Source organism: Gordonia sp. N1V, from assembly GCF_029269935.1.
GTDB classification, from domain to species: Bacteria; Actinomycetota; Actinomycetes; order Mycobacteriales; family Mycobacteriaceae; genus Gordonia; species Gordonia polyisoprenivorans.
The window spans coordinates 192,517-205,528 of the sequence record NZ_JARJDD010000004.1 but is presented as its reverse complement, the minus strand read 5'-3'; the positions used below and the strand labels follow the sequence as shown (position 1 = coordinate 205,528).

The following is a 13,012-nucleotide window of genomic DNA, read 5'->3' as shown; positions in this document are numbered from 1 at the left end:
GTCACGCGGCCGAATTGTCCGGAGTCTGCTGGAATGGGCCGGGTGTGGTTGTCATGGTGAACGGGCACCCAGCAATGAGGAGATGGTCGTGGACGATGCCGGCGCGCCACTGCGTGAGAACGATGTGGTCGGCGGGTACACGATCATCGGCCACCTGGGCTCCGGCGGGATGGGCACCGTCTATCTCGTCGCGCATCCGCGACTGCCCCGCCGGCAAGCCCTCAAGGTGTTGTCGTCGAGCCTGGGAGCCAATCCGGAATTCCGCGAACGCTTTCGCCGTGAGGTCGATCTTGCGGCCCGCCTCGATCACCCGAACATCGTTGCCGTGCAGGACGCCGGTATCGACGGCGACACCATGTGGATGGCGATGCAGTACGTCGAGGGCACCGATGCGGCAGCGATCCTGCGCGAGGCGACCGAACCGCTGCCCGCCGCCCCGATCGTCGACCTCATCACCCAGGTGGCCGCAGGTCTCGACCACGCCCACGCGCAGGGCACGCTGCATCGCGACGTCAAACCGGCCAACATCCTCGTCACCCCGGCCTGGGACCGGCCCGCCTCGGCGCGCCGCGCACTGATCGCCGACTTCGGGATCGCCCGGTTGATGTCGGAATCCACCGGGCTCACCGCAACCGGCAATGTGATCGCCACGCTCGCCTATGCCGCTCCGGAGATGTTCACCGACACCGCGCTCACCCCGGCCGTCGACGAGTACGCCCTGGGCTGCACACTCTACGAACTGCTCACCGGCCGGGCGGTGTTCGACCGGACCGACGCGGCCGGATTGATCAGCGCACACACCCACGCGCCCGTGCCGCGATGCACGGCGCTGCGCCCCGACCTTCCCGAGGCGATCGACGACGTCATCGCGCAAGCGCTGGCCAAGCGCCCTGACGAGCGTCACGGCTCCGCAGGCGCCTTCGCGGCGGCAGCGGCACGCGCGGTGGCCACCAACCCGCGCCCGACGACGATCGTCGGTGTTCAGCAGCCGGCCCCGGCCACGATCCTCGGTCCGCACCAGACACCCGGACGCGGTGACGGTCTTCGTCCACCACCGCCGCCGCGCGGACCGCGACCGATGGGCGTGCCGACTGCGCCGCCGCCGATGGGTGTGCCGTCTGCGGCGATGCCGACCCAGCCTGTTCCGGCACCGCCCGCGCGCAAACGTCATGGCGTGCTGCCGTGGCTCCTCGCCGGACTCGCACTGATGCTCGTGGGCGCCATCGTCGCGGTCGTGCTGGTCGCGACGCGGGGCACCGATACCTCGACAGGGTCGTCACCGGCCGCGGCGTCGGCGCCCACCGTTGCACCGACCACCGGACAAACGACCCTGCCCGTGGCAGCCTCGCTCGCCGGGAACTGGCGTGGCAGTGTGACCGGGGATCAGACCGGATTCGACGTCGTCGCACAGATATCCGATACCGCACCGCTCACCGCGATCGTCCACTACCCGCAACTCGGGTGCGCGGGTACGTGGGCGGAGAACTCGCGGCGGGGATCGACGGTCACCCTGACCGAGCAGATCACCCAAGGCACCTGCGTCACCTCGCAGATCGAGGTGACGCCGTCCGCCGATGGCACGGTGGCCTACCGGTCGAGCTACTACTCCCAATCCCAGGGGCGAACCCTGGTCATCACCTCGGTGTTGCGCCGGAGCTGAATGGTGTTCTGGTCAGTGCTTCACGTGACCGGGACATCGATGATCGGCCGCGCGACGTCGGCGCCGGCACCGTCGAAGTGCCACCACTCACCGGAGTAGACCGACAGCCCGCCCGCCGACATGGCCGCGCGCAGACGCGCGCGGTTGCGTTGCGCGGCAACCGGAACCCCTTCCGTCGCGAAGGCCGTGGCCTGCGGGGTGAACGAGTCGAAGTCGGTACCCATGTCGACCAGACACTGGTTGGTGATACGTCGATCGACCGGACACCCGGGCTGGTGCGTCGCCAGTGTGACATCCACCGACCGCCCCGACTCGTGGCTGCGTGAGTACGGCCCGGGTGCGGCGACCCACGCCGGGTCGGGCACCTTCTCGAACATGGTCTGCTGCACCGAGTGCGGCCGGTAGCAGTCCCAGAACACCAGGGTGTCACCGGATGTGCGCAGCGCCGCCGCCGCGGTGCGCAGTCCGTCGGCCAGGGACTCGTGGACGAGACACCGTGCGCCCGTCGGGTAGAGCTGTATTCCGACGAAGTTGTGCGGCGTCGCGTAACGCAGATCGACGATCGCCGACGGCACCACCGATCGCACATCGACGAATCCCACCTGTCGAGCAGCTGCCGACACCGGCGGAATCGGCGCTGACGAGGACACCGGGCGGATTGCCGTTGATGACGTGGCGGAGGTCGACGACGGTGAAGTCGGCTGCGGGGTGGAGGGTCCGGTGCATGCGGTGAGCAGGGTGACGCTCACCGCGAGCGCGGCGGTGGACGCCCACCGGAGACGGGTCATGGGTCTGTTTGTAGCACGGGTGCGGTTCGGGCTGGGTAGTTTGTGATGGTTGTGGTTCGGAGTGGTGAGCCGGAACCAGCTGTGGGGCAATGGGTCTCGAGGCTCGCCGCACGCGGCTCGCACCTCGACCATCTTCTTCCGCTGGTCGAGGAGCGCCGAGCGAGCGCAGCGAGCACGTCGCGTCTCGAGACCGCCGCACGCCGACGCCGAAACGCATCCGACGCCTTCACTCCCGCCAGCGCAGGACCTCGAGGGCCGCGGCCACGTCGACGACGGTGTCGGCGAGCGGGCGGGGCAGCAGGGCGTCGGCGCGGTCGAGACGGCGGATCACGGTGTTGCGGTGGGTGTAAAGCACTTCGGCGGTGCGAGAGGTGTTGCACTGCAGCCTGATCCAGGTGCGCAGCGTCTCGATGAGATCGGGGTCGGCATCGGCGAGATCGCCGAGGGTGTCGGTGACGAAGTCGTCGCCCGCCGCGGTGTCGGAGGTCAAGAGCGACACCAAACGGATGTCGTCATAGTGGACGATCTGGCGCGTCGCACCCAGCCGGGCATGGCGCCGTTGGGTGGTCATCGCCTGGAAGTGGCTGGATCGGAATCCGTCGACGTCGGTGCCGGGTCGGCCGGCGGAGACGCGGACGTCGGGCAGGGACGACAGGTCGGGTGCGCCGAGCCCGTCGACCGGGAGCCACAGCCACCAGGAGGTGGCGCTGGCGGTGACCGTCAGTCGCGTGGTCGCCTCCGCGGAGCGGGCGAGGATGTCGGCTGCAGCCTCGAGATCCGGTGCGGCGTCGGGCGTCGCGCTCCACAGCACGACCGAGATGTGTGGGCCGGCGAGGCGATAGCCGAGTTGCGCCTCGGCGCGCGCCGACGGGATCGGCGCGCCTTCGAGAACGAGGGTGACGGCCTCGCGCCGACGGGCATGTGTGCCGCGCGCGAGTTCTTCGCGTTCGGCGCGCATCTGCTCGCTCATCGCGGTGACCGTGTCGTCGATGAACGTCGAGATCGACAGCGAGGTCACGTCGAGGAGTTCACGGAGTTCGGCGGGGTCGGTGGTGAGACCGAAGCAGATGTCCATCCACAGGCGCCACGCGACGCTCTGTGCGGTGCGGAACGCGTCGAGCGAGGCTTCGTCGAGCCCGCGTCGCACCAGGTCGTGGGTGGCGAGCATGATCTCGGGAGTCAGTTGCGCGGGTACCCGCTCGCCGGGCGATTCGATGTTGTGTAGTGCCCAGCGTGAGGTGTTGGCCCAGTTCGTGCGGCGCGTGCCCGCCGCCAGCACCGGGTCCTCGGCGACCGCACGCATCCGGGCCCCGGACAGCGACGCCTCGTGGAGTTGTTCGACCCACGGCTCCGGCGGATCGAGGATCAGTTGCGCGCCGGCGCGGATCAGCTCCTTCGTATGTGCCGACACCTGCGGCCACTCAATGTCCATGTGCACATTGTGCACCGTGGCCTGAGCTCATCATGGGCATAATGTCGCTGGCGTGATCGGCCGGACGAAGGCATCCTGGATCGTGACAATGCTGAGTGTCATATTGGAGTGAGCGTCACAGCCACGCCCCGACACCGGCGAGGCCCAGCCCCGAGGAGAGATCGTGCCCCAGACCACCACCCCCGTCGAGACCGTCGACGTGCTCATCGTCGGTGCCGGGATCTCCGGCATCGGTGCCGCCCACTATCTGACGACGATGGTGCCGCAGAAGTCCTTCGTGATCCTCGAGGGCCGCGACGTGGCAGGCGGCACGTGGAATCTGTTCAAGTACCCGGGCATTCGCTCGGACTCGGATCTGCACACCTTCGGGTTCGAGTTCAAGCCGTGGACCGACAAGCAGTCCATCGCCGACGCCCCGCGCATCCTCGACTACCTCTACGAGGCGATCGACGAGGACAACATCGGCGACAAGATCCGCTACCAGCACAAGGTGCACGCGGCGCAGTGGTCGTCGCAGGAATGCCTGTGGACGGTCGACATCGAGCGCACCGACACCGGCGAGCGGTTCCAGATGAAGGCCAACTGGCTGTTCTCCGGCGCCGGCTACTACAACTACGACGAGGGCTTCACCCCGCAGTTCGAGGGGCGCGAGCGCTTCCGCGGGCAGATCATCCATCCGCAGCACTGGCCCGCCGACCTCGACTACTCGGGCAAGAAGGTGGTGGTGATCGGCTCCGGCGCCACGGCGGTGACACTGCTGCCCGCGATGGCCAAGACCGCAGGCCACATCACCATGCTGCAGCGCACCCCGACCTACATCGTCCCGCTGCCCAAGCACGATCCGGTCGCCAACATCGGCCGCGCCATCCTCGGAGACAAGCGCGGCTACGCGCTCGCACGCGCGAAGAACATTGCGCAGCAACGTGTTCTCTACGAAGCCTGCCAGCGTTTCCCGAAGGCGTCGCGCAAGGTGATCCGTGCGATCAACAAGAAGCTGCTGCCCGAGGGCTTTGACGTCGACAAGCACTTCAACCCGCCCTACAACCCGTGGGATCAGCGGTTGTGCGCGGTGCCCGACGGCGACCTGTTCCGCACCATTCGGCAGGGCAAGGCATCGGTGGTCACCGACCGCATCGCAACCTTCACCGAGAACGGGATCCTGCTCGAAAGCGGTGAGGAACTCGAGGCCGACGTCATCGTCACCGCCACCGGATTGAATCTGCAGCTGTTCGGCGGCGTCGCGCTGAGCATCGACGGTGAGCCCGTCTCGATGCCCGACACCGTCGCCTACCGCGGCTTCATGCTCAGTGGCGTACCGAATTTCGCGCTCGCCATTGGCTACACCAACTCGTCGTGGACCCTCAAGGTGGGCCTGCTGTGCGAGCACTTCTGCCGACTGCTCGCATACATGGATGCCCGCGGGTATCCGGCGGTGCGCCCGATCGCCGACCCCGGCATGCCGACCCGCCCGTTGCTCGATTTCGGGGCCGGCTACGTGCAGCGGTCGCTCGAGAATCTGCCGAAACAGGGTGTGGCAGAACCGTGGACGATGTCGATGAGCTACTACCGGGACCGTAAGTCCTTCGACTCCGATGTCGCCGACCCGAACCTGGAATTCACGCGGACACTGCCGGCGCAGTCCGGCGCCGATGCGCAATTGGAGTCGGCGAGCGCCTGATCGGCGTTCATCACCCCCCATCACCCTCCGAGGCGACCGCGTGCGACGAACCGCACGCGGTCGCCTCGGTAGTAGGAGCGGGTCCACTCGACGCAGGTCCCGTCCGCGTCGCGTGAAGTGCGCTCGATCTGGAGCAGCGGGGTCCCGGTGGCGACCCGCAGGTACGCCGCCTGATCGGGGACGGCGAGTGCGGTCTGCACGCTGTCCTCGACGTCGCAGATGACGATCCCGCGGGCCCGTAGCGTCGCATACAGCGAGCCGCTCGCGGCGACGGCGTCCGCGAAATCGTCGAATTCGCCTGGGATGTGCGCGGTTTCGAGCGCCAGTGGCTCGTCGTTGACGATGCGCAGACGGGTGAGCCGATGGACGGGGGTGCCCGTCGGGACCTCCAGACGCACGGCGAGGTCGGTGTCGGCCGGCGCGTGGCCGGCGTCGAGGATCTCCGAATCCACGGTGCGGCCCTGCGCGCCGAGGTCGTCGCTGAATGACGTCAGCTGCCGCACGTGCACCAACTTCGGTGGCGTGACGAAGTTTCCGCTGCCCTGAGTACTGCTGAGCACGCCCTCGGCGGTGAGTTCGGCCAACGCCCGGCGCAGGGTTGTACGCGAGGTACCGAGTTCGGTGGCGAGCTTGCGCTCGGGAGGTAACGACATTCCCGGTTCCAGGTCGCCGATGCGCTGTTGGAGCGCAACCTTGACCTGGAAGTACCGCGGTCCGCGGTTGCGTGTTGTCGCAGGAGGCGTCGGCATGAATGCGAGCGTACCCATTGACGAACCAGATTGGTATATGCCAATCTGAGACCGCCAACACATTGGTATACACCAATCCAGACCTCGCGGAGGTACCCCGATGACGACCTACCCGGCAACCCGACCACCGGTCGGGACAAGACGCACGTCCGGACTGATGGTGGGTATCGCCGCCGCCAGCATCGGCGTGATCTACGGCTACGACAGCAGCAACATCGGCGCGGCCCTGAAGTTCATCGGCGCCGACTTCGGCCTCGGCGATGCCGGCAAGCAGGCACTCGCGACTGCGGTCGTGATCGGCGAGATCGTGGGCGCCATCGGGGCCGGCTGGCTGGCCAACCGCCTCGGCCGTAAGCGTTCGATGCTCCTTGTCGCGGCCACCTACTGCCTGTTCGCGCTGTTCAGCGCGCTGTCGCCGACCCACGACGTCCTTCTCGTGGCGCGGCTGCTCCTCGGCGTGACCGTCGGTGTGTCGATCGTGGTGGTACCGGTCTTCGTCGCCGAATCCGCCCCACCACGCTCGCGCGGAGCGATGCTGGTGGCCTATCAGGTCGCGACCATCGTCGGCATCATCGGCGGCTACGTGGTCGGGTACTTCCTCGCCGGCCACGGCGCCTGGCGCTGGATGCTCGGCATCGCCGCGATCCCGGCGCTCGCGGTGACCGCCCTGGTCGCCGTCATGCCCGACACGCCGCGCTGGTACGTCTCCAAGGGACGGTTCGACGAGGCCCGGGCGACGTTGCGCAACATCGAACCCGACGCCGACATCGACGCCGAGATCGCCGAGATGCGGCAGGCGCTCACCGAGGAATCCGGCGGCTCGCTCGGCGAGATGTTCCGCCGACCCTGGATTCGCGCGACCGTCTTCGTCGTCGGACTGGGCTTCCTCATCCAGATCACCGGCATCAACGCCGTCGTCTACTACAGCCCGAAGCTGTTCGAGGACATGGGCTTCACCGGTGACTTCGGCACCTTGATGCTGCCGGCCTTCGTGCAGATCGCCGGTCTGGCCGCGGTGCTGATCTCGCTGTTCACCGTCGACCGGTTGGGCCGACGCCCGATCCTGCTGGGCGGGATCGGCGCCATGGTGATCGCGACGGTCGTGCTGATCATCACCTACGGTCCACTGCACGGCGCCGGTACCACCGCGCACGTGCTGGGATTCGCGGGCCTGGTCCTGTTCACCATGGGATTCTCCTTCGGCTTCGGCGCGCTGGTCTGGGTGTACGCCGGCGAGGCGTTCCCGGCGCGGCTGCGCGCCAACGGATCGTCGCTCATGCTGACCTCGGATCTGGTGGCCAATGCGATCGTCGCCGCGTTCACGCTCTCGCTCATCAACGTCATCGGCGGCGCGGGCACCTTCGCGGTCTTCGGCGGATTCGCGCTGGTCGGACTGGTGTTCGTCTTCTTCCTGGCGCCCGAGACCAAGGGCCGTAAGCTCGAAGACATCCAACACTATTGGCGCAGCGGTGGCCGGTGGCCCGAAGCGATCGCCGACGCGTCGCCCCGACAGACCAAGGTTGTCCGATGAGTATCGTCACCGACCCATCAGGCGCGAACCCCAGCGCCACCCTCGCCTTCGACATCGGCGGATCGAAGACCCACGCGGTACGCGCCGAGAACGGCACCGTCGTCGCCGAGACCATCGTCGGCAGCGCCAATGTCTCCTCCATGGGGGTGGAGGAGGCCGGACGTCAACTCGACGCCGCGATCGAGAAGCTCGGTGGTCCCGACGGTGTGCACACGGTGCTGGCCGGATCGGCCGGTGTCGACACCCCGGCGAGTGTCGAACGTCTGGAAAACCTTCTGGCCCAGCGTGTTCCGGGAGCACGGGTCGGGGTCGTCCATGACACCCACCTGATCCTCGCCGCCGCGGGCCTCGATGAGGGCATCGCGGTGATCTCCGGCACCGGTGCGGTCGCCTGGGGCCGGCGTGACGGGTGTTCACGTCGGGCCGGCGGGTGGGGACACCTGCTCGGCGACGAGGGCAGCGGCTATTGGGTTGCGCGCGAGGTGGTTCGGCGTGCCTTGCACGACAACGATCAGGGGCTGGCCCCGGCACCGCTGTCGCTGCGCCTGGCGGAGGAGTGCGGGGTCGGCGAGGTACTCGACCTGCATGACCTGTTCTACACACGTGCCGATCGCCAATATTGGGCGCGCCGTTCCCATGTCGTGTTCGAGCGCGCCGCGGTCGCCGACGAGCGTGCCCTGGAGATCGTGGAGGCCGCGGCCTACGCACTGGCCGAACTCGTCGGCACGGTCGCCCAGATGCTCGGATCGACCGGACCGGTGGTCCTCGCCGGCGGTCAGGTGGTCCATCAGCCCTTGTTACAGAACCGGATTCGCGAACTCGTCGCACCGATGGGCATCACCGACATCCGCGTCCTCGAGGTCGATCCGGTCCACGGTGCGGTGCGCCTGGCCGCATCCCTCGTCGACGCCCACTGACCCACTGACCGGCCCACCGGCCGAGACTTCTCGAAGGAGACCCATGAACACCGTCCTCACCGACCGACCCGGACACCTGATGGCCGCCGAGATCGCCGAACAACCCGACGTCTGGCGAAATCTGTTGCGCGACGGGCATGCCGAGATTCGAGATGTTGCTGCTCGGATCGCCGCGCGTCGACCACGATTCGTGCAGTTCGTTGCACGCGGCACCAGCGACCATGCCGCGCTCTACGGCAAGTATCTGATCGAGATCCGCCACGGACTGCCCGCCGGACTGGTCTCACCGTCGACGATGACGGTGTACGGCGCCCGCCCGGACCTGCGCGACGTGCTCTACATCGCGGTCAGCCAGTCCGGCGGGTCGCCCGATCTGGTGCAGTCGGTGCAGGTGGCCCGGGAGCGGGGAGCGCTCACGGTGGCGATCACCAACGCCGCGGCGTCACCGCTGGCCGACGCCGCGGAGTTCGACCTGCAGGTCCATGCCGGAGCCGAACGGTCGGTGGCCGCCACCAAGTCCTACACTGCGGAACTGCTTGCGCTGTATCTGCTCTCGGAGTCGATCCTCGGCCGTGACGGTGCTGCTGCTGCGTCGGCGCTACCCGATCTGGGGGACCGGGTCCTCGACGGGGAGGATCGGGTGCGCGAGGTGGCGCAGCGGTATCGGTTTGCGCAGCGGCTCGTGACGACCGGCCGCGGTTACTCGTATCCGACGGCTCGCGAAGCGGCGTTGAAATTGATGGAGACTTCCTACTTGTCGGCGCAGGCGTTCTCCGGCGCCGACCTGTTGCACGGGCCGTTGGCCACCGTCGACCCGCAGGTGCCGGTGCTCGCGGTGGTTCCCGAGGGTGCCGGCGGCGCGGCAATGCAGCCGGTGCTGGAGCGGCTCGCCGAACGCGACGCCGACGTGTTCGGGGTCGGGGCCGCCGAGTATGTGTCCGGGCTGACCGGTGGCTTCGTGTTGCCGACGGGAGCGCCGGATGCGTTGTCGCCGTTGCTCGAGATCATCCCCTTCCAGCAGCTCGCCCTGCACCTCGCGGTCGCCCGCGGCGGCGATCCGGACACCCCTCGCGGTCTGCGCAAGGTCACCGAGACGCTGTAGGGAGACCGCCGATGACTGTCATCACTGTCGCCGCCGGTCGCATCATCAGCGGCGGGCGCGCGCTGGAGCCCGGCTGGTTCACCATGTATGACGGCCGGATCGTCGCCGTCGGGGAGGGGGCGCCGCCGACCCTGCCCGACCGCGAATTCCCGGACGCCACCATCGTTCCCGGCTTCATCGACATGCACGTGCACGGCGGTGGTGGCACCGGCTACACCGACGGTGTCGCCGAGGAGATCGTTGCGGCGGCGGCTTTTCACCGAACACACGGCACCACAACCACTCTCGCCAGTCTGGTGAGCGCGTCGCCGTCGGCGCTGCTCGATCAGGTCGCCGCGCTGCGCGAGCAGGTCGAGGCGGGAGTGATCGCCGGCATCCACCTGGAAGGGCCGTGGCTCTCGCACGCACGGTGCGGTGCGCACGATCCCACCACGCTGCGCGATCCGGACCCGGAGGAGATCTCCGCGCTGTTACGCGCCGGGGGCGGCGCCGTCCGCATGGTCACCATCGCCCCCGAACTCGTCGGCGGTCTCGATGCCATTCGCCGTATTGCCGACGCGGGAGTCGTTGCTGCGGTGGGACATACCGAGGCGACCTACGAGCAGACCCGCGCCGCAGTCGGCGCCGGCGCACGGGTGGGCACCCACCTGTTCAATGCCATGCGGCCGCTGCGTCACCGCGAACCCGGCCCGGTACTCGCGCTCCTGGGCGACGACCGCGTCACCGTCGAGCTCGTCGGTGACGGAGTGCATGTGCACCGCGACCTCGCGTCCTACGTCGAACGGGTCGCCGGTCCGCGGCGGATCGCGCTGGTCACCGACGCCATGTCGGCGGCGGGAATGTCGGACGGCTCGTATCGTCTCGGGGTGCTCGACGTCGACGTCACCGACGGTGTCGCCCGGGTCCGGGAGACCGGGGCGATCGCCGGCAGCACCGCCACCATGGACCTGCTGTTCCGCCGCGCCGCGCAAGGCCTGTCCGACGGCGGCCCCATCACCCGCGAGGCGTTGATCGCCGCCGTCGAGATGTGTTCGCGCACAACGGCCCGCGCGATCGGCCTCGACGGCGTCGGGGATCTACTTCCCGGATACGTCGCCGATCACCTCGTGATCGACGCCGATGCCCAGCTGGTGGAGGTCGTCGTCGGAGGGCGCCCCGGGTCGACGGTACAGACCGGTGATGGAGCCCCCGGATCGGTGGTCGAGTGCCGCTGAGCGGTAGGGTTCCCCAGATCGGTGGTCGAGGTGTGAGGAGCGTTAGCGACGAGCCTCGAGACCGGCTGCGGCGGTGCTGGTTTCGGTCCCCGGTGGCTCGGTGATGATGGTTGGTGCGAGTGGTCTCGAGGCCCGGCGCCTTGGGCGCCGTGCACCTCGACCATCGGGGGATGGTCGCCGTCGGTCGGAGGGTTTCCCAGATCGGTGGTCGAGGTGTGAGGAGCGTTAGCGACGAGCCTCGAGACCGGCTGCGGTGGTGCTGGTTTCGGTGCGAGTGGTCTCGAGGCCCGGCGCACGGGGGTCAGCCCGCCGGGGTTGTCGTCGGTGTCTCGGTGGTTTCTTCTGTTGTCTCCGTGGTGGTTTCCTCGGTCGTCGTCGGAACCTCCGTGGTCTCCGTCGCCGTCGGGGTTTCCACCGTCGTGGTTTCGGTGGTGGTCGCGATCAGGGTCTGCCACGTGGCCGAGGTGATCGGCACCGAAGTACTACCCAAGGACAATCGCCAGATTCCGGTCGAGTCGGTGGCCGAGGTGACCGACGACTGCGACAGCGAACTCTGATAGACCGACCGCGACAGCCCGTCATTACAGGTGAGCGACACCGAGCCGGTGGTCTCCTGCGACGGCGCCTGGCACGTCACCGATTGATTGTTCTCGGTGAAGCTGAAGCTGCCGATGGAATCACCGCTACCGCTGAAAACGGTGGGCGACGGTGCCGCCGACGACGAGCTGCTCGCGCTCGAACTGGTGTCGGATGAGGTCGTGGTGCTGCTCGCCGCCGAGGTCTCCTCGCTCGAGGTCGGGCCCGCGGCCGAGGTGTCGGTTCCCGATTCGGTGCCCGACGCGGCTTCGGTGGTCTGGCCCTCGGTCGGCGGGGTGTTGCCGTTGGATTCGGCCATCTGCGTGACCTCCGGCGCGGCGGCCGTCTCGCCTGCCCGGGCGAGCCCGTTCTGTGCCGCGGCCTCGTCGCTGCGCGCGGCCAACGGCACGTTGAGTGATGCCGGCGTCGGCAGCGCCTCGGTCAGCGGCGGCTGACCCGACAGATCCAGCAAGCCGCCGACCGTGCGATCGAAGAGCTGACGGGTATCGGGATTGAGTAGCGTCAGCAGCGCGGCAGCACCGGCGGCCGGCGTGTTCGCCTGGGCCGGAGCCTGATTGATCACGGTCGTGGTGTTGTTGACGACGGTGACGTTCTGGGTGTTGTAGGCAACGCGGGTGATGTAGTTGACCTGATAACCCTGCCAATGGGTTCCGCGGATTCGGTATCCGCCGATGGGGGCCGAGGCGGCCGGCCCGAGCGGATTACCGCACTGGCAGCGGACCCGGGGAACGCCGGCGCTGTCGACGAGAACCGAGGTGCCGGCCTGCAGCACATCCTGGAACGGCACCGCCGAACCGCCGGTGTAGCTGTAGTTGGTCACCCAGGTGTCGGCCGAGAGGATCACCGGCGTCAGGGTGTCGAGGTAGTAGGGGATGGCCTGCGTGCTGATCCCGTAGACACTCGCCCACGCCGCCGCCTGGGAGGGGTGTTGCGCGAGGAAATTACCCAGACCGGCCGGGTCGCAGGTGGTAGACCCACCGACGTACAGGCCCGGCGTGGTGCCGCTGACCAGTCGCGTGCCCTGATCCGGCGCGCCGGTCTGCGCGCTCAGGCGCAGACCGTTGTCGAGTGGCTTGTTGGTCAGATTCGGCTGCGCCATGAACGGCGCATCACCCGGTGCGTCCGCGGACGTCAGCGACAGGAAGGGGATGTGGAACTCGCCCTTCTTGTTCTTGAGCACGATCACCACGACCGAGGCGAACACGAGCGCGAGCACCGCAACGATCGCTGCGAGGATCAAGGTGAGATTGCGGCGATTACGCGGTTGCGGTTCGGGCGGCACGGCGCCGAACGGCATCGACGGATACGTGGGTGGCCCCGGTGGGTAGTACGACATCTGCTCGG

The 13,012-nt window shown here is 68.3% G+C and carries 10 protein-coding genes; 6 read left to right on the top strand and 4 right to left on the bottom strand.

Annotation, left to right across the window (positions count from 1 at the left end; translation table 11 throughout):
• The first annotated feature begins 82 nt into the window (after positions 1 to 82).
• On the top strand, positions 83 to 1,660 hold the full coding sequence (locus P3L18_RS07580; protein WP_276113757.1) for a serine/threonine-protein kinase: 1,578 nt from the start codon (positions 83 to 85) through the stop codon (positions 1,658 to 1,660).
• 20 nt (positions 1,661 to 1,680) lie between these two features.
• Here the strand turns inward: P3L18_RS07580 and P3L18_RS07575 are convergent, their stop codons facing one another.
• Both P3L18_RS07575 and P3L18_RS07570 read right to left on the bottom strand, forming a co-directional pair.
• A complete protein-coding gene (locus tag P3L18_RS07575; RefSeq protein WP_276113756.1) occupies positions 1,681 to 2,448 on the bottom strand; it encodes a M15 family metallopeptidase in 768 nt (255 codons plus the stop codon).
• Positions 2,449 to 2,674: 226 nt separating this feature from the next.
• Complete coding sequence (locus P3L18_RS07570) at positions 2,675 to 3,895, bottom strand: helix-turn-helix domain-containing protein (RefSeq protein WP_276113755.1); 1,221 nt, start codon at positions 3,893 to 3,895, stop codon at positions 2,675 to 2,677.
• A 148-nt stretch (positions 3,896 to 4,043) separates the two neighbouring features.
• Between P3L18_RS07570 and P3L18_RS07565 the strand changes: the two genes are divergently transcribed.
• The gene (locus P3L18_RS07565) at positions 4,044 to 5,558 is read left to right on the top strand and encodes an NAD(P)/FAD-dependent oxidoreductase (RefSeq protein ID WP_276113754.1); all 1,515 of its coding nucleotides are present in this window, start codon (positions 4,044 to 4,046) and stop codon (positions 5,556 to 5,558) included.
• Between the two features lie 20 nt (positions 5,559 to 5,578).
• Here P3L18_RS07565 and P3L18_RS07560 read toward each other — a convergent pair whose 3' ends face one another.
• On the bottom strand, positions 5,579 to 6,325 hold the full coding sequence (locus tag P3L18_RS07560) for a UTRA domain-containing protein (protein WP_006369051.1): 747 nt from the start codon (positions 6,323 to 6,325) through the stop codon (positions 5,579 to 5,581).
• An 82-nt stretch (positions 6,326 to 6,407) separates the two neighbouring features.
• On the opposite strand from P3L18_RS07560, the gene P3L18_RS07555 reads away from it, so the two are divergent.
• The 4 genes from P3L18_RS07555 to nagA all read left to right on the top strand — a co-directional run bounded on the left by P3L18_RS07555 (position 6,408) and on the right by nagA (position 11,071).
• Positions 6,408 to 7,838 carry a sugar porter family MFS transporter gene (locus P3L18_RS07555; protein WP_079928343.1) on the top strand — a complete coding sequence of 477 codons (1,431 nt, stop codon included), beginning with the start codon at positions 6,408 to 6,410 and terminating at the stop codon, positions 7,836 to 7,838.
• Complete coding sequence (locus P3L18_RS07550) at positions 7,835 to 8,755, top strand: BadF/BadG/BcrA/BcrD ATPase family protein (RefSeq protein ID WP_276113753.1); 921 nt, start codon at positions 7,835 to 7,837, stop codon at positions 8,753 to 8,755. Before P3L18_RS07555 ends, P3L18_RS07550 begins: the two co-directional genes overlap by 4 nt.
• A gap of 79 nt (positions 8,756 to 8,834) precedes the next feature.
• Positions 8,835 to 9,857, top strand: coding sequence for an SIS domain-containing protein (locus P3L18_RS07545; RefSeq protein ID WP_276113847.1), 1,023 nt, complete (start codon positions 8,835 to 8,837; stop codon positions 9,855 to 9,857).
• An 11-nt stretch (positions 9,858 to 9,868) separates the two neighbouring features.
• Positions 9,869 to 11,071 carry an N-acetylglucosamine-6-phosphate deacetylase gene (gene nagA / locus P3L18_RS07540; protein ID WP_276113752.1) on the top strand — a complete coding sequence of 401 codons (1,203 nt, stop codon included), beginning with the start codon at positions 9,869 to 9,871 and terminating at the stop codon, positions 11,069 to 11,071.
• A gap of 301 nt (positions 11,072 to 11,372) precedes the next feature.
• Here the strand turns inward: nagA and P3L18_RS07535 are convergent, their stop codons facing one another.
• Positions 11,373 to 13,004 carry a DUF6777 domain-containing protein gene (locus tag P3L18_RS07535; RefSeq protein ID WP_006369056.1) on the bottom strand — a complete coding sequence of 544 codons (1,632 nt, stop codon included), beginning with the start codon at positions 13,002 to 13,004 and terminating at the stop codon, positions 11,373 to 11,375.
• Positions 13,005 to 13,012 lie beyond the last annotated feature (8 nt).

Bases quoted from the DNA above. Each gene is read 5' to 3' on its own strand.
- P3L18_RS07550 (WP_276113753.1), top strand. From the start codon at position 7,835: ATGAGTATCGTCACCGACCCATCAGGCGCGAACCCCAGCGCCACCCTC.
- P3L18_RS07555 (WP_079928343.1), top strand. From the start codon at position 6,408: ATGACGACCTACCCGGCAACCCGACCACCGGTCGGGACAAGACGCACG.
- P3L18_RS07560 (WP_006369051.1), bottom strand. From the start codon at position 6,325: ATGGGTACGCTCGCATTCATGCCGACGCCTCCTGCGACAACACGCAAC.
- P3L18_RS07580 (WP_276113757.1), top strand. From the start codon at position 83: ATGGTCGTGGACGATGCCGGCGCGCCACTGCGTGAGAACGATGTGGTC.
- P3L18_RS07575 (WP_276113756.1), bottom strand. From the start codon at position 2,448: ATGACCCGTCTCCGGTGGGCGTCCACCGCCGCGCTCGCGGTGAGCGTC.
- P3L18_RS07535 (WP_006369056.1), bottom strand. From the start codon at position 13,004: ATGTCGTACTACCCACCGGGGCCACCCACGTATCCGTCGATGCCGTTC.
- nagA (WP_276113752.1), top strand. From the start codon at position 9,869: ATGACTGTCATCACTGTCGCCGCCGGTCGCATCATCAGCGGCGGGCGC.
- P3L18_RS07545 (WP_276113847.1), top strand. From the start codon at position 8,835: ATGGCCGCCGAGATCGCCGAACAACCCGACGTCTGGCGAAATCTGTTG.